The sequence below is a fragment of the Corynebacterium sp. KPL1824 genome (assembly GCF_000478095.1).
GTDB classification, from domain to species: domain Bacteria; phylum Actinomycetota; class Actinomycetes; order Mycobacteriales; family Mycobacteriaceae; genus Corynebacterium; species Corynebacterium accolens.
In genome coordinates this window covers 175487-198895 of record NZ_KI515749.1, presented here as the reverse complement: position 1 = coordinate 198895, position 23409 = coordinate 175487, and the positions used below count along the sequence as shown (strand labels likewise).

Annotated in this window: 23 protein-coding genes; 5 read left to right on the top strand and 18 right to left on the bottom strand. The window is 59.4% G+C overall.

Annotated elements, in window-relative coordinates; genetic code table 11:
• Positions 1-60: 60 nt before the first annotated feature.
• From HMPREF1267_RS00890 to HMPREF1267_RS00875, 4 genes are all read right to left on the bottom strand, one after another.
• Positions 61-780: an SDR family oxidoreductase gene (locus HMPREF1267_RS00890; RefSeq protein WP_023028081.1), complete on the bottom strand. Its 720-nt coding sequence runs from the start codon at positions 778-780 to the stop codon at positions 61-63.
• Positions 781-816: 36 nt separating this feature from the next.
• Entirely contained in the window at positions 817-1356 is a 540-nt protein-coding gene (locus HMPREF1267_RS00885; RefSeq protein WP_023028080.1) for an NADPH-dependent FMN reductase, read from the bottom strand.
• A 39-nt stretch (positions 1357-1395) separates the two neighbouring features.
• Entirely contained in the window at positions 1396-2085 is a 690-nt protein-coding gene (locus HMPREF1267_RS00880) for an alpha-ketoglutarate-dependent dioxygenase AlkB (protein WP_023028079.1), read from the bottom strand.
• A 294-nt stretch (positions 2086-2379) separates the two neighbouring features.
• Positions 2380-2703, bottom strand: a complete 324-nt coding sequence (locus HMPREF1267_RS00875) for a hypothetical protein (protein WP_023028078.1) — start codon at positions 2701-2703, stop codon at positions 2380-2382.
• A gap of 108 nt (positions 2704-2811) precedes the next feature.
• On the opposite strand from HMPREF1267_RS00875, the gene HMPREF1267_RS00870 reads away from it, so the two are divergent.
• Both HMPREF1267_RS00870 and hrpB read left to right on the top strand, forming a co-directional pair.
• On the top strand, positions 2812-3477 hold the full coding sequence (locus HMPREF1267_RS00870) for a sugar O-acetyltransferase (protein ID WP_084539211.1): 666 nt from the start codon (positions 2812-2814) through the stop codon (positions 3475-3477).
• On the top strand, positions 3478-5748 hold the full coding sequence (hrpB, locus tag HMPREF1267_RS00865; protein WP_023028076.1) for an ATP-dependent helicase HrpB: 2271 nt from the start codon (positions 3478-3480) through the stop codon (positions 5746-5748).
• A gap of 1 nt (position 5749) precedes the next feature.
• On the opposite strand, the gene HMPREF1267_RS00860 is transcribed toward hrpB, so the two are convergent.
• A complete protein-coding gene (locus tag HMPREF1267_RS00860; RefSeq protein WP_023016469.1) occupies positions 5750-6520 on the bottom strand; it encodes a TSUP family transporter in 771 nt (256 codons plus the stop codon).
• A gap of 58 nt (positions 6521-6578) precedes the next feature.
• Between HMPREF1267_RS00860 and HMPREF1267_RS00855 the strand changes: the two genes are divergently transcribed.
• Positions 6579-7685 (top strand): AbrB family transcriptional regulator, encoded by a 1107-nt coding sequence (locus HMPREF1267_RS00855; protein WP_005276193.1) that lies wholly within the window; start codon positions 6579-6581, stop codon positions 7683-7685.
• Positions 7686-7707: 22 nt separating this feature from the next.
• Here HMPREF1267_RS00855 and HMPREF1267_RS00850 read toward each other — a convergent pair whose 3' ends face one another.
• The gene (locus HMPREF1267_RS00850) at positions 7708-9378 is read right to left on the bottom strand and encodes a DUF885 domain-containing protein (RefSeq protein ID WP_023016468.1); all 1671 of its coding nucleotides are present in this window, start codon (positions 9376-9378) and stop codon (positions 7708-7710) included.
• Between the two features lie 71 nt (positions 9379-9449).
• On the bottom strand, positions 9450-10019 hold the full coding sequence (locus HMPREF1267_RS00845; RefSeq protein WP_034653731.1) for a TIGR00730 family Rossman fold protein: 570 nt from the start codon (positions 10017-10019) through the stop codon (positions 9450-9452).
• A 108-nt stretch (positions 10020-10127) separates the two neighbouring features.
• Here HMPREF1267_RS00845 and HMPREF1267_RS00840 point away from each other — a divergent pair, with 108 nt between their 5' ends.
• Positions 10128-11261 (top strand): ROK family transcriptional regulator, encoded by a 1134-nt coding sequence (locus HMPREF1267_RS00840; RefSeq protein ID WP_023016467.1) that lies wholly within the window; start codon positions 10128-10130, stop codon positions 11259-11261.
• Here HMPREF1267_RS00840 and HMPREF1267_RS00835 read toward each other — a convergent pair.
• From HMPREF1267_RS00835 to HMPREF1267_RS00805, 7 genes are all read right to left on the bottom strand, one after another.
• Positions 11244-11840 carry an HAD-IA family hydrolase gene (locus HMPREF1267_RS00835; RefSeq protein WP_023016466.1) on the bottom strand — a complete coding sequence of 199 codons (597 nt, stop codon included), beginning with the start codon at positions 11838-11840 and terminating at the stop codon, positions 11244-11246. The two genes, HMPREF1267_RS00840 and HMPREF1267_RS00835, sit on opposite strands and share 18 nt — an antisense overlap.
• A 12-nt stretch (positions 11841-11852) precedes the next feature.
• A complete protein-coding gene (locus HMPREF1267_RS00830; RefSeq protein ID WP_023016465.1) occupies positions 11853-12206 on the bottom strand; it encodes a hypothetical protein in 354 nt (117 codons plus the stop codon).
• A 74-nt stretch (positions 12207-12280) separates the two neighbouring features.
• Positions 12281-12769, bottom strand: coding sequence for a ferritin (locus HMPREF1267_RS00825; RefSeq protein ID WP_023016464.1), 489 nt, complete (start codon positions 12767-12769; stop codon positions 12281-12283).
• Positions 12770-13054: 285 nt separating this feature from the next.
• Positions 13055-14536, bottom strand: a complete 1482-nt coding sequence (locus HMPREF1267_RS00820; protein ID WP_023016463.1) for a SulP family inorganic anion transporter — start codon at positions 14534-14536, stop codon at positions 13055-13057.
• A 21-nt stretch (positions 14537-14557) separates the two neighbouring features.
• On the bottom strand, positions 14558-15070 hold the full coding sequence (locus tag HMPREF1267_RS00815; RefSeq protein ID WP_005276176.1) for a phosphoribosyltransferase: 513 nt from the start codon (positions 15068-15070) through the stop codon (positions 14558-14560).
• Positions 15071-15142: 72 nt separating this feature from the next.
• The gene (amn, locus tag HMPREF1267_RS00810; protein WP_023028075.1) at positions 15143-16546 is read right to left on the bottom strand and encodes an AMP nucleosidase; all 1404 of its coding nucleotides are present in this window, start codon (positions 16544-16546) and stop codon (positions 15143-15145) included.
• 521 nt (positions 16547-17067) lie between these two features.
• Entirely contained in the window at positions 17068-18216 is a 1149-nt protein-coding gene (locus HMPREF1267_RS00805; protein ID WP_023028074.1) for an MFS transporter, read from the bottom strand.
• A 600-nt stretch (positions 18217-18816) separates the two neighbouring features.
• Here HMPREF1267_RS00805 and HMPREF1267_RS00795 point away from each other — a divergent pair.
• Positions 18817-19830 (top strand): triacylglycerol lipase, encoded by a 1014-nt coding sequence (locus HMPREF1267_RS00795; RefSeq protein WP_023028072.1) that lies wholly within the window; start codon positions 18817-18819, stop codon positions 19828-19830.
• Here the strand turns inward: HMPREF1267_RS00795 and HMPREF1267_RS00790 are convergent, their stop codons facing one another.
• From HMPREF1267_RS00790 to bioB, 4 genes are all read right to left on the bottom strand, one after another.
• Entirely contained in the window at positions 19831-20754 is a 924-nt protein-coding gene (locus tag HMPREF1267_RS00790) for a Sir2 family NAD-dependent protein deacetylase (RefSeq protein ID WP_023028071.1), read from the bottom strand. It abuts the gene before it with no gap.
• Positions 20755-20764: 10 nt separating this feature from the next.
• Positions 20765-21886: an ATP-binding protein gene (locus HMPREF1267_RS00785; RefSeq protein WP_023028070.1), complete on the bottom strand. Its 1122-nt coding sequence runs from the start codon at positions 21884-21886 to the stop codon at positions 20765-20767.
• 219 nt (positions 21887-22105) lie between these two features.
• Positions 22106-22369 (bottom strand): hypothetical protein, encoded by a 264-nt coding sequence (locus HMPREF1267_RS00780; protein WP_023028069.1) that lies wholly within the window; start codon positions 22367-22369, stop codon positions 22106-22108.
• Positions 22369-23349, bottom strand: a complete 981-nt coding sequence (gene bioB / locus HMPREF1267_RS00775) for a biotin synthase BioB (protein ID WP_005276160.1) — start codon at positions 23347-23349, stop codon at positions 22369-22371. Before bioB ends, HMPREF1267_RS00780 begins: the two co-directional genes overlap by 1 nt.
• Between the last annotated feature and the right edge of the window lie 60 nt (positions 23350-23409).

The window sequence follows — 23409 nt, the reverse complement described above, 5'->3', positions numbered from 1 at the left end:
GCAGGAAGATAAAGCCTAGGCCCCGCCCCGCCGCTGCTCTTTGCAGAGGCCCGCGGGGCCTTAGCTTTGCGTGCGCGGCTTAATGGTCATCGTATCCACGTTGACGTGGGCCGGTTGGGCGGCGACCCAGCGGATGGCCTCCGCAATGTCTTCTGCCACGAGGTTGAGCTGGCCGTCATACACCTTGGCCGCGCGTTTCTCATCGCCCTTGAAGCGCACCAAGGAAAAGTCCGTGGCCACGCGGCCAGGATCAATCTCGGTAACGCGCACATCGTGATTTTCTAGCCGCAGCGCGCGGGAAATCACGCGCACGCCGTGCTTAGCGGTGTTATAGCCGGAACCGCCTTCGTACACGGTCCAGCCGGCAATGGAACCGACATTAATAATCAGTCCGGAAAGATCTGGCACCCGCTCTAACTTGGGCATGAGCGCCTGAATCATGCGCACGGTGCCGAGCACGTTGGTCTCGTACATCCACTGCCAGTCCTCGATGGAGGTATCGACCAGCGGCTCCAAGCCCTTGGCACCGCCGGCGTTATTGACCAAGAGGTCTACACGCTCGAGGTGGGAGACGAACTTGGAGACGGAGACATCGGACGTAACGTCAAGTTCGTAGGCCTCGCCACCGATTTCATTGGCAAGTTGCTGCAGGCGGTCTGTCCGGCGCGCGCCCACGACAACGTGCCAGCCGTCCTTGGCCAAAGAACGCGCGGTGGCCTCCCCAATGCCAGAGGAGGCGCCGGTTACTACTGCTACTTTCTTTTCAGTCATGCACCCCATGCTACGCAGCGCGCTGCGCGGTGCAGGGCCTTTTACTTAAAGTGCGTCCTCGAGCTCAGCAAGCAGGGAGTTTGCGCGCTCGTAGGAGTCATCGCTGGGACGGAATTCGCCATCGTTCCAGTCGGTGAAGATATTAAAGTCCAGCTGGTTGCGCAGCTGTGGCATGGAGAAGTTAGCCACCACAGTGCGCCATGCCTCGACCGCGCGCACGCCGCCGACAGAACCGTAGCCCACGAAGGCCACCGGCTTGCCGGCCCATTCCGCGCCGAGCGAATCATAGGCATTCTTGAACGGGCCAGGCACGGAGTGGTTGTACTCCGGGGTCACGAAGACAAAACCATCGCAGGCATCGACGGCCTTGGACCACTCCTGCACGTTGGCGTCATCGTACTGCTTATTCGCCGCGCCAGGAACGACTTCACTGGTAAGGAGTGGAACATTGAATTTCTTCAGTTCCAGCAACTCGTACTCCACGCCGTCTTGGCGGCCCTGGGCCACGTCATTGACCCACTCGCCTACCGCCTGGCCTGCTGCCTTATCGCGGGTAGAGCCGATGATGATGCCAATTCGGGACATAAGAAAAACCTCTTTCCTTCAACCTTTATGTAACCCGCCCTAGCCTACCGCGCTCGCCGAAACTTGTCTGATGGTGATATTGATTCTGCCTTCCTGCAGCCCGCATCCCTCCGGCAGCGTGCCATCATTTACCCGCACGACCCCGTGGTAGGCAAAGCGCTTCGGCCCGCCAAAGACCACCAAATCACCCGAGCACAGGGTCACATCGTCCCAGGGTTTAGTGCGATTTTCGGTATGGCCTATGCGAAAAAGGGCCTCATCCCCAATCGAAAGCGAAATCACGGGCGCGGGCGATTCCTCAGAGTCATCCACGTGCATCCCCATCGCCGAGCCGGGCGGATAATAATTCACCAGCGCCATCTCCGGCACGAAGTTATCCACCCATGGTTCAAGCTCCGGGGCAACCTGGGCCGCCTGCCGCAGCGCCGCCGGGGCCAATTCCCGCAGGCTATCCGGTACCGGCGGCACCCGCGTGCCTTCCATATTGTCCACGTACCGGTAGCTGGGATAATGCCAATACCGGCCAAGATGCAGCTGAAATACGCTCATCTGCCCACCCGATTTCAGCCGCGGCTGCACCATCGCCATCGGCGTATGCGCATACGCACGAGCAATCTCCCGCGTCTCTTCTACAAGGGCCTTTTGCTTGCCGATGCCCACCCACCCCGGCACGTGCCCCACGCCCGGCGCGACGTACGCATTCGGCCGCGGCAGTGAATCAAAAAGCATTCCTCCACCCTAACCGCTAATCGGTTAGGCCACGCTGCCGACGAAATGCGGGAAGCGATGGCATACCAAGCAGGAGTTTCTACTTTGGTGGTGGTCTGGACGATAGGTCGGGCATCGAGCAAGCTCGCACTGTCAATCCTAGAACTCAAGCCTTTACCTCGTCCGAGGTCCCACATAGCCTAATCCAGAAATCAGACAACGATAGAAGCATTATCGAACGGAAAAGGAACGAAAGTACCCACCTGTTTGAGATCAGTCATTGACCCATAGCACTTTGCATTAGAGCCGACAAATCTATCGGTTCTGCGGCTGTTTTCTAAGTATTGAATATTCTCCAGACATGAGATCTATTATTCCTGAGAATATTGCGATGATACCTATCCAATTCCCTGTTATATAGATGAAAAGTGTGCCGAGGAGTATGAAGAAGCAGCTAACTGCTTTTAGCTGTTTAGCTCTTCTGTCGTTGGATTCGTCAGGCTGATAGATCCGGGCAACTATGAGATCAACGGCGGCAACGGCTAGAAAAATATACGAGATTTTTGTGTAACCGAGTAAAGCAAAGACCCCTGAAACCACAAGCACCGCAATCCCAGCAAAGCCAATCAAACGACTCATCAGAAAAACACTCCAAAACATGGTTTGATAAGAAACGTCTCCTTAATTCTATCGAAAGGTGAGGGGGTCAAGTCCGGTATGCTCGGCAGGAACCACGCGCCCTCTACAATGGCCACCATGGATGAACAGAAGCTGCACGACCTGCAACGCTACGGCACTTGGGAGCGAATGACGGGTGGGCAGTGGCACCTGCCGGGCATGGGGGACATCGATAAGGAGCACCAGCGCACCTTTGGGCTGATTGGGCAGTTCAACGATCTGCACAACACCGATAAGGAGCAGGCGCAGGCAATCTTGCGGGAGATCCTGCCGGACGAATCGCACGTGCCGGGGGCGCACGCGCCGCTGAATATGGAATACGGCTGCAATATCGTCTGTGGGGAAGGCGTCTTCATCAACTTTGGCAGCAGCATTTTGGCCCAGGCCAAGGTCACATTCGGTGATCGCGTGTTGATTGGGCCCAATTGCTCGTTCATTACGGTGGGCCACCCCGTCAACGATCACGCGATGCGCGAGGGCGGGTGGGAAATCGCCCACCCCATCACCGTGGGGCGCAATACCTGGTTTGGGGCCAATGCCACCGTCATGCCGGGGGTTACCATTGGTGAAAACTGCGTTATTGGTGCCGGCACGCTGGTGACCAAGGATATCCCGGATAATTCGCTGGTCCTGGGTACGCCCGGCCGCGTGGTACGCACCCTGGACGGCGATGAGGATTCCTGGGAGCGCAAGGATTTGGACGGCCCCGTGGAAGGTTTTGGGGCCGCGCAGTAAATGTTCGATCTCGCCAGCATTGGCGCGGGGCTGCCCGTAGCCAAGACCATCGATTCGCTGCCCCACACCGGAAACGTCGTCATTCAGGCACCGCCCGGCACGGGTAAAACCACGCTCGTGCCACCGGCGCTAGCCAATCATTCCGCAGGGCGCGGCAAGGTCATCGTCACCGCCCCGCGCCGCGTGGCCGTGCGCGCGGCCGCCCAGCGCTTAAGCACCCTCAGCGGCACCCCGGATAAGGTCGGCTTCGCCATCCGCGGCGAATCCCGCACGGGCAGCGAGGTCGAATTCGTCACCCCAGGCGTACTGCTGCGCCGCCTACTCAAAGATCCGGAGCTCGAGGGCGTGGCCGCCGTGGCCATCGATGAGGTCCACGAGCGCCAGCTGGATACGGATCTGGTGCTCGGCATGTGCCTGGAGCTGGCCGAGCTGCGCGAAGACTTCCGCGTCATCGCCATGTCCGCAACGGTCGACGCGCAGCGCTTTTCCCAGCTCATGGGCTCGCTCGTCCACACCACAGAGGCGGTGACCTATCCCCTGGATATCCAGTACGCGCCGCAATCGGGGCGCGCGGCGGGGTCGCGGGAGTTTTACGGGGGCATCGCCAAGCAGGCGGCCCGCCAACACGAATCCACGCTGGTCTTCGTGCCCGGCGTGCGCGAGGTCAACCTGGTGTGCGAGGAGCTGCAGGGCCATAATGTTTTCCCGCTGCACGGCAAGCAGACCACCGCAGAGCAAGATGCCGCGCTTTATACCGATGAGCAGCGCATTGTGGTGGCGACGTCCATCGCGGAATCCTCGCTGACGGTGCCTGGCGTGCGCGTGGTGGTGGATGCGGGGCTGGCCCGCGTTCCCCGGCGCGATGCACAGCGCGGCATGTCTGGCCTGGTGACGGTCTCCACGTCGAAGTCGAGCGCGGACCAGCGCGCGGGCCGTGCCGGCCGTGAGGCGCCGGGTACGGTCATTCGCTGCTATTCCCAGGACGATTACCAGCACTTTTCCCCGCACACTACGCCGGAGATCCTGTCCGCGGATCTCACGCAGGCTGCGCTGTTTTTGGATTGCTGGGGCGCGGGCCCGGATTTCCCGCTGCTCGATCCGCCGCCCGCCCAAGCCCTTGCGGCCGCGCGCGCCACCCTCGAGCGCATTGGCGCGACGCAGGAACTCGCCCTGCTGCCCACCGATCCCCGCCAAGGCGCGGCCCTTATCCGGCACGGCAGCCAGGCGGCGCCCACCATCGCCGCGCTTGCCGATGCCCCCACCAACACCACCGATCTCACCCGCCGCCCCGCACCGCAGAAGGAAATCAGGCGCCTGTCTCGCCTGGTGGAGGATCTCGGACCCGCTGACCCTGGCGAGGTCGTCGCCACCGCCTATCCCGAGCAGGTGGCCAAGCGCGTGGGCGAAGATTACCTGCTGGCCAGCGGCACCCGCGCCCGGCTGCTGGATAACTCCGGGCTGGCCGGCTCGCCGTGGCTCGCCATCGCGGAGGTCACCCTCTCCAATGCCGGAAACCCCATCATCCGCACCGCCGCGCGCATCGAAGAGTCTGCCGCGCTGGATGCCATCGGCGTCACAGAAGAAACCCGCGCCTTCCTGCGTGGGGGCCGCGTGCGCGGGGTCAAAGTCCGGGCGGCCGGGGCGATTGTGCTGTCCGAAACCCCGGTCAAGGTCACCGGCGATGCCGCCGCGCAGGCCCTTGCCGCCGGCATCCGCGAAGAAGGCCTCGGCCTATTTACCTTCAGCGAGAAGGCCCAGAGCTTAAAAGATAGGCTCCGCCACCTGCACGCGCACTACGGCGACCCCTGGCCGGAAGTCGATGCCGCCGATCCCGCCGAGTGGCTTGGGCCCGAGCTGCACCAGATTGCCGCGGGAACCCCCACCGCCAAAATAGACATGTACCCCGCCCTGCAGCGCCTGCTCCCCTGGCCCGAAGCCACCCGCCTGGACGAGCTCGCACCTCAGCGCCTGCCCGTGCCCTCCGGCCGCGATGCCAAGATCGATTGGTCGGGCGAGCGCCCCGTGGTCCACATCAAGTTGCAAGAATGCTTCGGCCTGGCCGAATCCCCGGAGTACTGCGGCAACCGCGTGCAATTCCACTTGCTCTCCCCCGCCGGCCGCCCGCTGGCGGTCACCGATGATCTTGCTAGCTTCTGGTCCGGCCCCTACGCCGGGGTGCGCGCCGATATGCGCGGACGCTACCCCAAGCACCCGTGGCCCGAGGATCCGTGGAATGCCATCGCCACCGCGCGGACCAAGAACCGGATGTAGCCTAACCCCACTGCTGCCAGGATAAATAGCAGCTCATGACCACTACCAAGGTAAGCAGGGCATAGCGGATAAACTTCGTCCCGCCGCTGAGCACCGTCCGCGCGCCCACCTGGGCGCCGAGGATATTGGCGGCGGCCAACGCGATACCAAGGGCCCACCACACGTGGCCGCCAAGGATGAAGGTCACCAGCGCACCGAGGTTCGTGGCGGTATTGACCACCTTGGCCATCGCCGCGGATTTTAAGAAGTTCTGGGAGAAGATGAAGGTAAAGGCCATAATCAGGAACATGCCGGTACCCGGGCCAAAGATGCCGTCATAAAAGGAGATGGCCGCCACCGCCACAAGCCCCGCCCAGGTGCGCCATCCGCCGCGGATCCCGGGAGACTCGGTGGTGCCAAAGCTCGGCTTAAAGGTCACGAAGACGCCCACCACCACTAAGAGCACGATGATGAGCGGGCGCATGATCTCACTATTAAGATTCGCCGCCACACTCGCGCCCAGCCCGGCGCACACGAGGGCGATGAGGGCGTAGCGAACGAGCTCCCCTGCGGGCGGGCGCACCTTGCGCACCAAGGTCACGGCCGCCGATGCCGTGCCGGATACCGCCGCAAGTTTATTGGTGGCCAGCGCCGTTGCCGGCGCGAGCCCCGGAACCACGGCAAGCAATAGTGGAATAAGCACGAGGCCTCCCCCGCCGATGACCGCGTCGATCCAGCCTGCTCCCGCCGCGCCCACAAGGAGCACCGCCCACTGCGCCACGTCGATATCCATGAGGAGATCATAAACCCCGCGGCGGGGAGGTCTAGACTCGATCGAAGACGAGCAGAAGATGGGAGAATACGTGGCACAGCGGCACTGGGGAATAAGCGTAGACACCCACACCATCCTGCGGTGGGGCATCGTGGTCCCCGTCTCCATCCTCTTGGGCTGGCTTTTTAGTATGTGGCACGTGCCGGCCGCGTGGATTTTGGCCGCGATCATCGCCTCCGGCGCCATGGCCCTTATCACCGGTGAAGACCTCAAGGTCAACCGCAAATTTTATGGGCTATCGCGCGGATTCATCGGCATCATGGCCGCGCTGCCGCTGACGGTAGTTTCCTTCGGCCAATTGGTGGGATACCTGCCGGCTGCCATAACCATGTCCTTTGTCACCATCGCGTTGGGAATTTTTTGCGGCGTCATGCTGCACCGCCAGCGGCCACGGGACGTCTCCTCCGAAACCGGCATCCTGTCCATGCTCCCCGGCGGTGCCTCGCTCATGCCCGCGCTTGCCGATGAACTCGGTGCCGACTACCGCTACGTCGCGCTCACCCAATACCTGCGGTTATTGATCGTCTCCATATCCCTTCCCGCCGTCGTGACCTTCCTCGATACGCCGGCCGGAAGGGGCGGTGACTTAAGGCTGGAGGCGGAAACCACCTGGTGGATCATCGCGTTGGTGCTCGTTATCGCGCTGGTCGGTGAAAGCCTTGGAAAATTCCTGCACCTGCCCGCAGCGGCCGTGCTCGGCCCGTTGATCTTGACGGTGCTGGCCTCCTTCTTCCTGCCGGAGGGGCATACGCTGGAGCCGATCTATGCCTTTAAGGTCATCGCCTTTTTATCCATCGGGTGGGTCTGCGGCGGCGGGCTTTCCCTCCCATCGCTCAAGGCCTTTGCCAAACAACTTCCCGCGACGATTCTTTCCATCGCCGCCGTCCTCGGCCTGTGTGCGGCCACGGCGTGGCCGCTGATGCACTGGCTGAATATCAGTTACTTCGAGGCCTACCTAGCCACCAGCCCCGGCGCGCTAGAGACCGTGCTCGCGCTCTCCGCGGAAGGCGGGGCTGGCCCCGTGGTTATCGCGGTGCAGCTCACCCGCCTCATCGCCGTGCTGGTCATTGCGGGGTACCTGCCGCAGCTCATCAGGGCTGTCAGCAAGTTTGCTAAAAGGCGCTAGCGTGCGCGGCTAGCCTGCGCGTTTAGTTATTGAGCACGGCCTCGCGCAGCACCGACATGGGCACCGAGCCAAGAGCCAACGCCTCGGAGTGGAATTCGCGGGCGCTCATGCCCTGCTCTTCGGCGGCGGCGCGGGTTTCTTGCCACAGGCGCTGGCCCAAGGCATAGGACGGGGCCTGGCCCGGCCAACCCAGGTAGCGGTTGACCTCAAAGTTGAGGTTCGCATCATCCATGGCGGTGTTTTCGCGCATGTAGGTCTTCACGTGGGCCTTATCCCATACGCCGGATACGGTGCAGTCCGGCAGCTTCTTGCCCAGGTGCAATCCGATATCCACCACGACGCGGGCCGCGCGCAGGCGCTGGGCATCGAGCAGCCCCATCCGCACACCAGGATCGTCCATGTAGCCCAGCTCGGCCATGAGCTGCTCAGCGTATAGGGCCCAACCCTCGCCGTGGCCGGAATTCCACGTCACCGCGCGGCGCCACAGGTTGAGATCCTCTTGTACCAGGGCAGAACCCAGCTGCAGGTGGTGACCCGGTACGCCCTCATGGTGCACGGTAGTCAGCTCCTGCCAGGTGTGGAAGGTATCTTGGCCCTCCGGCACGGACCACCACATGCGGCCCGGGCGCGAAAAGTCATCGCTGGGCGGGGTGTAGAAGATGCCGCCGGTGCCGGCTGGGTCGATGCAGCACTCGATCTCTTCGACTTCTTCCGGAATGTCGAATTCCTTGCCGTTGAGCTCGGCGATGACCGCATCGGCCTTGCTCTGCATCCACTCCACCAAGGCATCGGTACCGCGCAGGGTATAGCGTTCCTCGTGGTTCAGCTTGCGCATGGCAGAGCGCACCGAGCACTCCGAGCCATAAAGCTCGTGCGCGATCTTCTCCTGTTCGCCGCGCAGGTAACGCACCTGGTCAAGGCCCCATTCATAGGCCTCGTCCAAGTCCACGGAATCGCCGACGAAAAGCTTGGAGAAACGCTCGTAGCGCTCGCGGCCCACCGCGTCCTTATTAGAGGACTGCGGCTGCAGATCATTAGACAGCCAATCCGAGAACTCGCCAAAGGCCTCCTTGGCCTTCTTTACCTCGGCGGAGTCGGGGTCGAGGCCGAGGCCCTCGAGCATGGAGTCGGCATCGGCAAGCCGCTCGCACTGCACAATGACCTCAGAGATCTGGCGGTGCGGTGCCACCATGCCGTGGGAGGCCGCTTCCTTCAGGGACTCGCGGTAGCCATCGAGGGAACCCTTGACCTTGGACAGGCGGGAGCGAATGGCCTCGCGGTCCTCCTGGGTCTCCTGCGGCATAAGCAGCAGGGAATCCCGGATGGTCTGCACGGGCGAGGCAATATTATTAAGGCTGCGAATATCCTCGCCGTGGTGGTGCAAATCCAGATCTAAGCAGAGACGATCCCGCAAGACGGCGGCGGTGACATAATCCACATCATCGAAGTCATCCTCATCATCGGATTCATCGGTGGTGTCATCCAAGGCATCTAGATCCGCAACCATATCGCGGGTGCGATCAGCGACCGCCTCAAAATAGTCGGGGGAAAAATCCTGCAATTCGCCTTCAAAACCGTCAATTCCCCACGCGGTTGCATCAGTTGGGGATAGCTCGGCTAGGTCGTGAACGAAGTTATCGCACGAAGCGTCCAGTAGAGAGGGCTGGCGCTTAGCGGTCTGCTCAGAACTCATAAGAGGGAAGTCTAACCCTTTATCTTGTTGATAGGCCACCCAGCCCCACCCAAATGTTGCAAACTTGTTAGCTAATCGTTGTTCCACTTCGTGCCCGGGTAGTGCCACTGGACAAAACCATCCAGCACGGCCGCGGGATTTTCCTCTATGACCAGTGCTTTTACAAAGCGAGGCAGGATGAAGCCCGCCTCAGCCATGGCGGCATACATGTCATAAAAGGGCTGCCAAAAACCTTCCACGTCAACCAAGCCAACGGGCCCACGAATGCTGCCCAGCTGTTGTTGGGTCAGTACCTCTGTCACTTCCTCCAACGTGCCCACGCCGCCGGGCAAACAGATAAAGGCATCCGCCAGCTGCTCCATCCGGGTTTTCCGCTCGGCCATAGAATCCACGACCTCGAGGCGGGTCAAGCCTGGGTGGGAGATCTCTAAATCCACCAGGGATTGCGGCATGACGCCAGTGACGGTGCCGCCGGCCTTCAAGCAGGAGTTGGCAACCTCACGCATGAGGCCGATATTTCCGCCGCCATAGACCAAGTTCAGCCCGCGACGGGCAAGCTCGCCGCCCAAGTGTTGTGCCGCTGCGCTATAGGCGGGCGAATTGCCCACGGCGGAGCCGCAATAAACCGCTACTGATTTCATGCGCCCCAGCATAGGGAATTTTCGGCCTACCTCCACCTTTAGACCATTCGGTACATATACCTATGAATAGATTAGACAAAGCAGTCTGTGACACATATACTTTCTTTCATGATCAAACCTGGCCCCGTGTTCACCCGCCCCCGTACACCGGCTGCTAAGTGCCTTCACCTGGTGCGCCTGAACCCGATCATTACCCGTAGTGAGCTGGTAGAAGCCACCGGACTCTCCCAGCCCACCATTACCCGCGCTACCACCGCGCTCCTCAACGCAGGACTCATCCAAGAGCGCACCGACCTCACCCAATCCCAGGGCCGGGGCCGCCCTACCGTTCCCCTCGAGGCCGCGGATAATAACTGGGTGCTCGGCGGCATCGCTGTCGGCACCTCTGAGACCTATATCGGCCTCTATGACATCAAGGGCCGCACCGTTTCAGAAGAAGAGATCGCCACTCCTGTCGCCCGCCTGACGGAGGAAGACTTTCTTGAACACATCATGGCCGGCATCAACCGCATGATGACGGGCCTAGATCGCCGGCTCGTGGCCTTGGGGATTACCACCTCGGGCACCGTGGATGAAGAGGGCCTAGTCACCGCGGATAACCTGGGTTGGCACGGCGTGGATATCGCCGCGCGCCTGCGCTTCCAATTTAGCGTTCCCGTGGTTGTTACCTCTGCCATTTCCGCCATTTTGGGCTCGGAGACCCAGGCTGCCGAGATTGGCACGAACGAGCGCGTTCTCCTGCTCTTCGCGGATGATTCCTTAGGATCTGCGCTCTCCGTCGATGACGAGGTCAATTCCATCATCCCGCTCCCGCAGACCCACTCTGACGTGCTGGGCCACGGCGCTTCCGAACACCTCTTGGCCACCCAGTCCATCCTGGAGGCCGTGCGCCGCCACGGCATCGAGGCCAGTACCCTGCCCGAGGTCGCGACCATCGCCGAGTCCAATTCAGCCGTGCGCGCCATTTTGGATGAGCGCGCCCGCCAGCTGGGCCAGATTACGGCGGACATGGTCCACGAATACGCACCAAAAACCGTGGTCATTGCCGGCGGGGCCTTTACCGGCGATTCCCGCGCGCCCCAGCTTTTTGCCTCCACCGTGCGCGATTCCGCCTCGGAGGACCTGGAACTGCGCATGATTCCAAGCCACAAAGAAATCGTGCGAGCCGTCGCCCGTACCGTGGCCACCGATCAACTATTGCGCGAGCCATTGGAGCTCGGCCGCTCACTCCAGACCGCGTAGAACCTCACGCGCAGAGTCGATTCCGGTAAATAGGTGGGTGTGCAACCCGCAATAGGTCGCGCCCTCGATGTAGTCGATGCTGTCATCGAAAAAGTGCGTGTCCTTCGGCTGCGCCGCGAGCGCGTCCACCGCCACCCGGTAGGCCTCTGGGTGCGGCTTAGCCACTCCGATATCGCAGCTCAACGTTACCGCCGCACACTCAGTTAACCACGGGTGCTGCGCGCGCACCTGCTCCGCCAGGGTTGTGGGGATATTGGATAAAATGCCCACGCTAAAGCCCTCCCCGATGAGCCCTTTAACCAGCGCCACCATCTCTGGGTCCGCCTCGAGCAGGTACTGATTCTCGCAGGCCACGGCCCCGGCGCAATCAATAGGTTCCATCCCCGCGCGGGCGGCAATCTCGTTCCAGTAGTGGCTATCGCTAAAAATTCCGGCATCGTAATCGGGCCGGAAAAAGTTATAGGCCTCCCAGAATGCCTCTGGGTTTGCCGGCGCGAGGAAGCGCTCCAGTTCAGCGTGCGCTTCCGGCGTGGCGGGGCGCAGCAGCACGCCGTAGAGATCAAACAGCAACTTCGGCATAATGCATCCAGTTTATGCGCGCCTAGTAGCTTGGGTCTGCACTGCCACGATCCCCACCGCGATACCGGCGATAAAAATCACCAGCGCCAGCGTCGCCTGCGCCATCGGCAAAACGATGAGCACGGCCAGCGAGGCCAAAATCAGCATTCCACTCAGGGAATATAGGGAGCGGTTGACCAGCCCGCGCTTGCCGATGACCCCACACGCCAGCATCACCACCCCCGCAAACGGGCTCAGCATGAGCGCCGCAGTGGTTAAAAAGATGCCGAGGGTGACGTGGCTTGAGATGACCGCAGCCCCAATGATGAGACTTAATGCCAATACCGCCAGGGTGGCGGAGAGGGTTGTTTTGAGGTGTGCAGACATACGTCAATCCTCCCACAGCAGCGCAGTGCCATGGGAGGATTGATTTAAATCTTGATGTGTTTGTTATTCACAACTTAGGAGTTGCGGTTAGCCAAACGGGAATCGATGCGCAGCAGGCCAGCACCATCGTTGCCCACCAGCTTGATCTGGTCGATGATCTCAGAAACGGTGTCCTCTTCCTCGATCTGCTCAGCCAAGAACCAGTCAATGAGCTGACGGGAGTCCAAGTCCTGGATGTCAAGGGCAACGCGGGCGATCTCGCGGATCTGCTCGGAGACCTTCTGCTCGTGCGCCAAGGAAGCTTCGAACGCATCCAGCGGGGTGGCAGCCTTGATGGAGCCAACCGGGATATCGTTGAGCTCTACGCGGTAGCCGCGTGCCAAGAGGTGATCCGCAAGCTTTTGTGCGTGAACGCGCTCTTCGCCAGCCTGAGCCATGAACCAATCGCGCATGCCCGGGAAGGACAGGTTGTCCATCTCGTAGGCCAGCTGGGTGTAGACCATAGCGGCGCCGTGCTCGTTAATGACCTGATTGTTTAGCAGGGTTTGCAGCTTCTCATCCATTGCTAAATCCTTTCTGTAGGAATCAATTAATTGGTTGTAGGCACTACAATACCCAAATAAAATCTCCCGTCTAGCAAGGTATGCTTAATCAAACCCGCACCTCAGGGGCATTTTTCAGATTGGATCACCTAAGTTAGTTAAGACAAAGCTGCACCACGGCGCAAAGTTAATATCGCCTAATAGTTCGAGGTCATTGCCCTAAACGGCCAATCTCGCCGCGCTAGGTCGCTCCATTTACCGCCTTGCGGCGGGTACGCCCCCGCACATCAAACTTGCAATGTGATATTAATCACCCAGTTGCCCACTCAGGCGCTCCAGGCGCTGCGCGCTCGCCCCATCGAGGCCCCGAAACTCCACCTCAATGCCGCGATCCGCGTACTTTTTCTGCACCGCATCCAGCGTCGCCACCGTCGAGGCATCCCAGACCTCGGCATCGGTAAGGTCCACCACCACGAAGTCCGTATCAAGCGTGTAATCAAAGGCGTAAACCAAATCATTCGAGGAGGCGAAGAAGAGTTGGCCATGCACCACGTAGGTATATCCATCTACCAACTCAACTTCCACGAGGTGCGCCACCCGGCGGGCAAAGCCAATCGATGCAGCCACCACGCCTAAGACCACTCCTACCGCCAGGTTATGCGTGGCCAGCGTGCCCGCGACCGTCAGCAGCATGACGAGGATTTCAGAAAGCGGCATCAGCTTGAGCGTGCGCGGGCGGATGGAATGCCAATTGACCGTCGTCGCCGCCACGAGGATCATCACCGCGACCAGCGCGGCCATCGGAATGCGGCCTACCGCCTCGCCGAAAAGCAGGCACAGCACGAGGAGGAAGGCGCCGGCGAGGAACGTCGACAAGCGCGTGCGCGCCTGGGATACCTTGACGCCGATCATGGTCTGGCCAATCATTGCGCACACGCCCATGCCGCCAATCGCCGCGGCCAATATATTGCCAATGCCCTGGCCAAAGGATTCGCGGGTCTTATCGGAGTGGGTATCCGTAATGTCATCGACAAGCTTCGCCGTAAGCAGCGATTCCATGAGGCCCACCAGCGCCATCCCAAAGGCGTAGGGCGCAATGATCTGCAGGGTCTCCAGGTTCCACGGAATATCCGGAATGAAAAGGCCCGGCAGCGTCGTGGGCAGCTCGCCCTGGTCCGCCACATCCGGCACCTTCCACCCCGCCGCGACGGCGATGATGCTTACCACCACGATGGTCACCAACGGCGCCGGAATTGCCTGGGTAAACCGCGGCAAAACAATCATGATGGCCAGGCCAATGGCCACCAGCACATAGACCATCCAGGGGACATCAATAAGGTGCGGCAGCTGCGCGGTAAACATCATAATGCCCAGCGCATTGACGAATCCCGTCATCACCGAACGTGGGATAAAACGCATGAGCTTGGCGATGCCCACCCACGCCAACAGCACCTGGATGATACCGGCCGCAAGCACCGCCGCCACCACATAATCATGCCCATACTCGTGGGCGAGCGGGGCCACCACCAGGGCAACCGCACCGGCCGCTGCGGAAATCATGGCGGGCCGCCCGCCGGTAAAGGCGATGGCCATCGCCATAATCACCGAAGAATACAGCCCCACCCGCGGGTCGAGGCCAGCGAGAATAGAAAAGCTTAAAACTTCCGGGATCAAAGCAAGCGCCACCGCCAGCCCGCCGAGCACTTCCTTGCGCAAACGCGCAGGTGAGGAAAATGCGAAGCGGAAACTGGCGATGACGCCGGTGGGTGCAGGCTGCTCGTTAATCACGCCTGCACATACTAGTAGCTACTACGAGCCTTCCTGAAAGGAGCCATCCGCCGTGATGACCGGCAGCACCGACCAGGCAAAGTTGATCCACTTATCCGTCTTCTTCCACGAATAGTCCGGCTCGAAAATGGTCTTCGGCTTGGTGTAGACGACAGCGGAACGCACCTCATCGGCAGTTTCTTCCAAGAAGTTCACCACCAGATCCAAGGTCTTGCCGGAATCGGCCACGTCATCAACGACGAGCACCTTCTTGCCCTTGAGGGAATCCGTATCCAACTGCGGGGACAAGATGATCGGCTCATCCAAGGTCTGGCCAATATCGGTGTAGAACTCCACGTTGATAGCGCCCATGGCCTTGACCCCGATGGCATAACCAATGGCACCGGCCGGGATCAGGCCGCCGCGGGCAACGCCCACGATCAAGTCAGGAAACCAGCCGGATTCCACGATTTGCTCCGAAAGATTCCGGCTCGCTTCGCCGAAGACTTCCCAAGTGAGGTTCTCCCGGTCCGGGTGGATCCAATTCTCAGTCACGATTGCGCGGCTCCTTTTGCGTCATGGGCTTTCTTTGTAGTTTAACTAGCGATACCTACCAAGGGAAAGCAGCTACCGGAAAGGAACCTCTCCCAGCGTCCGCCGCAGCTTGCGAGTGCGCAGGCGCTCCGGATTTTCTGCCAGCTGTTCCACCGCGCGCACCGCGCACATGACGTGGGCTTCCTTGGAGTTGGAATAAAACGCCTGGGCCTGCGCCGGCAGCTTCGGCACGGCGTGCAGCGGCAGATCCGACACGGACAGCAGCGTGCCATAAGGCACGCGGTAGCGGTACCCATTCGCCGCCAAGGCGCACGATTCCATGTCCACCGCCACCGCGGTAGAAGTGCGCAACCACTCCCACAGATCCCGGCTGGTGCGCCACTCCCAATCGCGGTCATCGGTCGATAGCACCGTGCCGGTGCGCATGAGCGAATTATCGCTACCGTAGACCTCATCGACGGCCGCCTCCAGCATGCGCTGGACCTCTGGAATGGCCGGAATCGGTGTGGAAGAAACCACCTGTCGGTCCAAGATGTGGTCGTGGCGCTCGTAGGCATTGCCCAAGATCAGGTCACCGATGCGCATGCGCCCATCCATGCCGGCGCAGTGGCCAATCATGATCCAGGCCTCCGGCCGCAGCACGGCCAAGCAGTCCGTAATGGTCTTGGCATTCGATGGCCCCACGCCGATGTTGATCATCGTGATGCCATCGCCACCTGCGGTAATGAGATCGAACCGGGGCATCTGAAAGCGCGAGGTCAGCGTTAGCCCATCCAGGTCGAGGTCCACCGCATCATTAGGGTGAATGGTCTCCCCATTGGGCAATACCAGCGCCGTATAACGCGAATCCTCCTTGGTCAGCTCGCGCAGGCCGAATTTCACGAATTCCGTGGTATGCATCGCGTAATTGGTAAACAGAATGTATTTCTGCACCGTATCGACCTCGATGCCGGTGTAATGCTCAATGCGCGCACAGGCAATATCGAAGCGCTGCGCCCCGAAGTGAAAGAGCGGCTTTTCCCCGCCGTGAAACGCATCCCACTCGCCATCAATAATCGCATCATTGACCTCATCCAAGGTCGGGCGCGGAATGGGGCCGCGTTCCTGCGGCGCCGCCGGGGCATCTTTGATGTATTCCGGCGGAATGCGCTCATCCGATTGGCCCACGAAGATATCGCACGGATAATTGTTAGTCAGCCGAGTCAGCTGCTCGTGCAAGTACTCTCGGATGATGTGCGGCTTGGAGACGACCGCAGAATACTTGCCGGCCTCGTCCACATAGCCAAAGGGCTCGGAGCGGTCGATCGGCTGCCATTTACGGATCTCCACGGTCACCTTGGGATAGACCACGTGGCGATAATCATCGAGGGTGCCGGAGGCAAGGGCCTCGCGCGCCAACTCGCACGAGGTTTCATAATGCTCAATTAAGCGAGTCACCGCTTCATCTACGGAGTGGACATGCTGCAGATCGGTCATACCGGCGAGTTTAGCGGGGACCGAGCAGCACGGCAGTGCTCCGTGCCATACATTGTTTATACCGAGATAGGTTTATACCGAGATAGCCTGAGTTAAAGCTCTGCTGATATCACCAGCGAAGGGGCAGGGCTTGTCGGCTTTCAACCATCATCGGTGTCAACGCAATCTCTGAAGCTAGGAATTCGGAACCCGATGAGCGGATAGTGGAACGGTTTCAAACCGCTAACGAACCTTATTGCAAATACCGCAGTTCTTATCCGAGTTGCACCCCGGAATCATGCTTCTCTGACTGGAAGGCGGAAAGACCGGACTTTTAGAAGCTCTCCGCTGCACGATTAAAGGAAAGAAAACCGTACCCTTCGACACCACAGTGACAAAAGAATATGGCGAAGTACTCACAGTGCACCGCGTACTCCGAAAAACGAATGCCTCATTTAATGCGCGAAAATCAGCGGTATGAGCCACAAAAAGCGTTTAACTTTTGCCGATACGGGAATAAAGTTTAGTAGTCCTTGGGGTGCCTAAGCCGCATGCCCGCCGGACCGAGCGCGAGAAAGAGTGCCGACTCCAACATTGCATGCGATTCCTAATAAAATTGCAAATAGCGCAGCAAGCAAAAGCCCCGTGGATGAAGGAAGCAAAAGACCCCCTACTGCAGAACCAACAGCTGAGCCCAGATAGTTTGCAGATGCATTCGCAGCGACTGCAGTCGCACCTTCATCAGGGTTCGCACTGAGCATGGTATTTTGTTGCGGCGCCATAGAAGCCCAACCCAAAAGCCCCCATGCAAATAGGCACACCACTGCCACCACATGACTCGAAGGGAAGAGCAGTAATAGCGCGAAATCAGCCGCAAGTAAAGCAATGATTATTAACGTTAGCGTGCGAGAACTATCTACCTTATCGAGCACCCGCCCGATTCCAAATGCGCCCACTGCGCCACCGATACCCCATATCCACATGCCCGCAATGGTGTCTACCTGCACACGACCGAGCACGACAGAAATATAGGTGTACAAACCTAACGACCCCACTCCCACAAAGAAAGTAACTAGGACCGTAAGTAAATTATCTACTCGGCCGATGACTCGGACTCGCTGTCTCAGCGAGGAAGAAGGCACAGCCGGTACGGCACTCGGATTTCGCAACGCTATACCTACCATCGCCACTATGCCAACTAGCGAAACCAACCCAATAGTAGCCCGCCAGCCTAACTGCTCAGCGACACCCAATCCCACCGGCACACCCACGACAGTTCCCACCGCCAATCCAGCTAGGACCAATGACAGTGCGCGCCCGCGACGCTCTGCTGCGACAGACATACCCGCAACCGCTGAGGACAACGGCGAATAGACTCCCGCCGCCACACCAGCAATTAGCCGCGAGACGATAAAAACTCCCACCGTAGGTGATACGGCAGTCATAATATTCGCCAGAGAAAATACAGCGATTGCGCCAAGCAGGCCGCTACGCGGATTCTTGCCCGCTTTACCCGATAACAGCGGACCAGATACAGCGTACGCACCGGTAAAAGCGGTGACACCCAAGCCAATCATGCTGCCGTTCGTGCCCAAGTCTTCCGCAATCTGCGGCAGCAAGCCAGCAATAACATATGCATCTAAGCCGAGGGCCACGCTACCTATGACAAACGGCCACAGCTGCTTAAGCATTGTCAATCACCGCATCAAGCAAGCCCGGAAAACGTTCATTCAAGTCTTGGCTCCGCAAAGAAATCAAACAGGTTCGACCCTTACTTCTTGTCCACGTCACTCCCGCTTCGCGGAGCTGTCGAGTGTGATACGTCAGGGTAGATCTCGGGAGGTCATCGGCAAGGCCCAAGCTATCGTGCTCTTGGCCGTCCGCCATGCGCTTAACCATTTCCAACCGGATGGGATCGCTTACTGCGGCCAGAACACGGACGAATTCTAGTTCTTCGATGGCTGGATGCTCATACTTTCGCGGGCTCACCCTTACTCCAATCGTGCAAGAAATCCTGAACAATTAGCAAGGCTAAGCGGCCTGCGATAATCGTGCAAGTTTTCTTGCATAAACGAGGGCCCGCCGACTGCGCATCGGCGGGCCCTCTCCCCATGACTAATCTCTGGCACTTAGCGGCAAGGAGTGGAGCGCCCTACGCCGTAAGCACCGCCCGTGATTAGGCAAGCCTAAGTTTACAACGATTGTGGCGCGAGGTCAAGCGCTTTCTCCATAAATTTCTTCAACTTTTCCAAAGAGGCCATTTACCTGCATTAACGCGTATGATTTAAAGCATGGCTGTCGAATCTCTTGCAGAGTTGAAAAGCATTATTTCTGAACAACTCCTCAAATTCGGGCGCGTGAACGAGGAAGATGCACCCGAAGAAAAAGATTCGCCACGCCTTGGCATCGCCTCCCCGGCCGCGGCCAGTGCTTTGCAGGATGACGTCGCCGACGAGATCGTTGACCGCCTCAAGGCCGAAAAGGACAAGTCCAGTCCCGGCGATTCCGCCCTCGATGCCGATGCCGCAAGGACCCTCCCCCTCGGCGCACGCACGAAGCCGCGCGGCGTTTTCGAAGACGATTGGGGCGCCCGCCCGAGCGACGAGCGCCCCTGGCCGGTCATCCTGGTCCACGGCACCTGCGATACCAAGGGCGTCTGGCAAATTATGGGCAATATCTTGCGCCAAGACGGCTGGGCGGTCTTTGCCCCTGATTATGGCCATCGCGCCACGCAGACCATCCCGGAATCGTCGCAGCAGCTCGGCGCGTATATCGATACCGTGCTCGCCGTCACCGGAGCAGAAAAGGTCATCTTGGTAGGCCACTCCCAGGGCGGACTGCTCGCGCGGTACTGGATGCGCATGGACGGCGGCGCCGAAAAGGTCGTCCACCTCATGAGCATCAGCGCGCCTAATCATGGGACGACCCACGGGGGCATCGCCAGTCGCCTCATTCGCACCCAACGCCAAGAGGCGGTGATCCGCTCCATTATCGATGGCTGGTTTGGCCCCGCCGGCATGGACCAGGTGGTAGGCAGCGAGGTGCTTCGCGATGTCAACCGCGATGGCGACCTCGAATCCGGCGTGAGCTACACCTGCATTGCCACGCGTTCCGATGCCGTCGTCGTCCCGCCCGAGACCTGCTTCCTCGACCCAGAGGGCGCTCCTGAGGGTGCGGTGCGCAATATCTATATCCAAGATTTTGACCGCCACGCCGTGGTCATGCACGAAGATATGCCCATGGATAGGCGCGTGCACGCCATCGTGCGCACGCTGCTCAGGATGGTAGAGCACACGCCGCGTTGATTAAATCTCCAACTCATCGAGCAGGGCATCAAAAGCCGGGCCCACCTGCGTGCGCCACAGCGTATCCACCTTCTTATCCCCGCGGCCTGGCCCGCCATTGATAACGGCCACGCGCTTGCCCTGCTTCTTCGCCTCAAGCACGAAGCGGTATCCGCTCATCACCGCCAGCGAAGAACCGGCCACCAGCAGCGAATTAGCCTCGTTCAATAGCGCAAAGGCCGCATCCCGCCGCGTGGCTGGCACGGGCTCGCCAAAATACACCACGTCCGGCTTGAGCAGCTCCGATCCGCAACGCTCGCAGCCAGCCATCCGGAACGCCGCAACATCTTTCTCATCCAGCGTCACGTCACCATCCGGGTTAACTTGGTCCCTTTCCACGACTAGGCGCTCCAGGTATCCCGGGTTCGCGGCAGCCAATCGCGCGTCGAAGTGCCCGCGATCCTCATGGTGACCACACAGCAGGCACACCACGGTTTCCATATCACCGTGCAGCGTCACCAACCTCTCCGTACCCGCCCGTTTATGCAGGCCATCCACGTTTTGGGTGACCACACCATTAACCAGCCCGGCGCGCTCCAACTCCACGAGCGCATAATGCGTGCGATTCGGCGCCGCGGAATCCATCACGCGCCAGCCCACAAAACTGCGCGCCCAATACCTATGGCTAGCGGCCGGATCATGGCGAAATTCCTGATACGTCATCGGCCGGTGCCTGCTCAGCGAGCCCCGCGGTCCGCGATAATCCGGCACCCCCGATTCCGTCGATACCCCCGCCCCCGTCAGCACCATCACCGGCCCTTCTCGCAGCTGCTTGGCGATGTCCCCCAATGCCTTGCCCGCCTCCGTGCGCGGCGCCGTCTCCTCCACGACACGCGCAATCGATCGCAGCGCGGACTGATGAGCATGGGCTACAGCGGGATCCATACCCACCAATCTAATCAAGCGCCTTCAAGTACTGCTCAACAGGGACTACCTGCGCACCATTCGCTTCGAAGGAATGCTGGCCGCGGTATAGCACTGTGCGGTTTGCGGGTTTGATCTCCAGCTCTTCACCTACAGTCGCGAGATGACGCGTGTATTTGGAATGATAGGTCTGCGATGCCTTGATTTCATAAGCCTTAGGATCGCCGCCCGTAAAATCCAATAGGTCGATTTCTCTTTTAGAACTATCCCGATAGAACCGTAGATCCGGCTTGCGACCAGAGTGAATATGCGTTTTCATGGTTTCTGCTACCACCATATTTTCACACACTGCACCTGACTGTGGATGCACAGAAAGTTCTTCTGGTGAAGAAATACCAAGAAGGTGGCACAACAGACCAGTATCATAGAAATACAACTTCGCGGTCTTAGTAAGCACCTTCCGGGGATTGGAATGGTGGCTGGGTAAAGAAAATATGATGAAACTAGACTCCAGAATTGAGACCCAATTTTTTACCGTCTGGAAAGAAACATCAATCTCATTTGCGATTGCGGAATAGTTGATTAAGTTTCCAGCTTGCAGCGCACAAACCTTAATGAATCGCCAAAAGCTATCACTATTCCGAACATTGAGTAACCCACTCACATCCCGTTGGAGATAAGTCTGCACGTAGTTTTCAAAATAGATTTCCGGAGGAATTTGAGCCTGGTACAAGCGCGGATATCCACCACGAACCATAAATTCATCAACGGTCAGATCAGCTGATATAGAGCGAGCTTCCATGAGGCCGAAGGGCAACAGATGACTGATCCCAACGCGGCCCGCCAGCGATTGCGTTATGGATTCCATAAGCAAGAAATTTTGCGATCCGGATAAGATATATTGCCCAGGGCTTCCCACTTCATCCGAACGAAGTTGGACAACGGAAAACAGATCCGGTGCATATTGAGCCTCATCTATAATCAACGGTCCACGTTGGCTCGAAAGGAAACCCACAGGATCTTCTTGTGCCACCCTTCGGATACTTGGATCCTCAAGATTGAGGTATGACAAGTCCGGAAACATTTCTCTCAGAAGAGTCGACTTCCCAGACTGCCGCGGCCCCGTCACGCTGACAACTGGAAACCATTTCATTAACTGCGTTATAGATCCACTGAGCTGCCGAGGAACAAACATATATTTACCAAATTTCGCAAGTAGGACGCACCAAATCTCTAAAGTAGAGAGTACCAAATCTCTAAAGTAGGACGCACCAAATTTCGCAAGTAGGATTACCTACCCGCAGTTCACGGCTGTTTTTCAATAGAAAAAGAGCCGCCTGCCTTGCGGCAGCGGCTCCTTATCTTGGTAATGCTAGCTCTCTGGTAGCTGCTCTACGTATAACCACTCGGAATCTAGCTCCCCGTGGCGCGAGCACTTGGTGTGCCAGCCATCGGGGCGCACCTGGGCCACCATGCGGCGGCCGCAGATCTGGCAGTAGCGCGGCACGTCAAGGCCGGCGGCTGCGGCGGGGTGCAGCGCGAAGACCTCTTCGATCGGCTTGCCGGTATTGGGGTGGAAAATTGGCTCGTCCCCGGCCAGGACGGCGGTTGCCAACTCAGAGTTCGGCTCGGACACTACAGAGCCTTGATCGGGAGATCGATGCGGCCCAGCATGTCCACATCCTTTTCGATTTCCTGACCCAAGGTGGTCAAGTAGTTGCCAGCAATGATGGCGTTGATGCCGCCGAGCAAACCGCGCTCGGTGCCGTCATCGCCAAGCGAAAGCTCGCGGCCGCCAGCGAAGCGGAGGGTGGTGGAGGGCATCGCCAAGCGGAATGCAGCAACGGCGCGCAGGCCCTCTCCCAGCGGAACCAGCGGGCGATCAGCGAATGGGGTGCCCGGGCGAGGGTCGAGGAAGTTCATCGGAACCTCGCACGGATCGATCTCTGCCAGCTGGGCTGCAAACTCAGCGCGCTGCTCCAGGGACTCGCCCATGCCGATGATGCCGCCACAGCAGACTTCCATGCCTACCTCGCGCACGTAATCCAGGGTCTTCTTGCGCTCTTCCCAGGTGTGGGTAGTGACCACGTTGGGGAAGTAGGAGCGGGAGGTCTCCAGGTTGTGGTTGTAGCGCTGTGCGCCCATGTCCTTCAGGCGCTGTGCCTGCTCGCGGGTCAGGGTACCCAGGGAGCAGGAAATCTCGATGTCAACGGCATCATTAATGGCGGCGATGGCCTCGCCCACCTGGTCCAGCAGGCGGTCATCCGGGGACTTCACCGCAGCGACGATGCAGAACTCGGTGGCGCCGGTCTTGGCGGTCTTCTGTGCCGCTTCCACCAGTTCAGGGATGTTCAGGCGCACTGCGCGCACTGGGGACTCAAAAAGGCCGGACTGGGAACAGAAGTGGCAATCCTCTGGGCAACCACCGGTCTTGATGGAGATAATGCCTTCCACCGATACGTCCGGGCCGCACCACTTCAGGCGGGTCTGGTGGGCGATATCAGCAATTTCTTCCAGCTGGGAATCTGGAACCTGCAGTACTTGTAGTAGTTCTTCCTGGTTAAGGCCTTTGCCTTGCTCCAGAGCTTTCTCACGGGCGATGTCGATGATGCTCATGCAGTGAACCATACTTGAACGCCGTTCAACTTTGGCCAAAATCACAAAATTTTTTTCGCG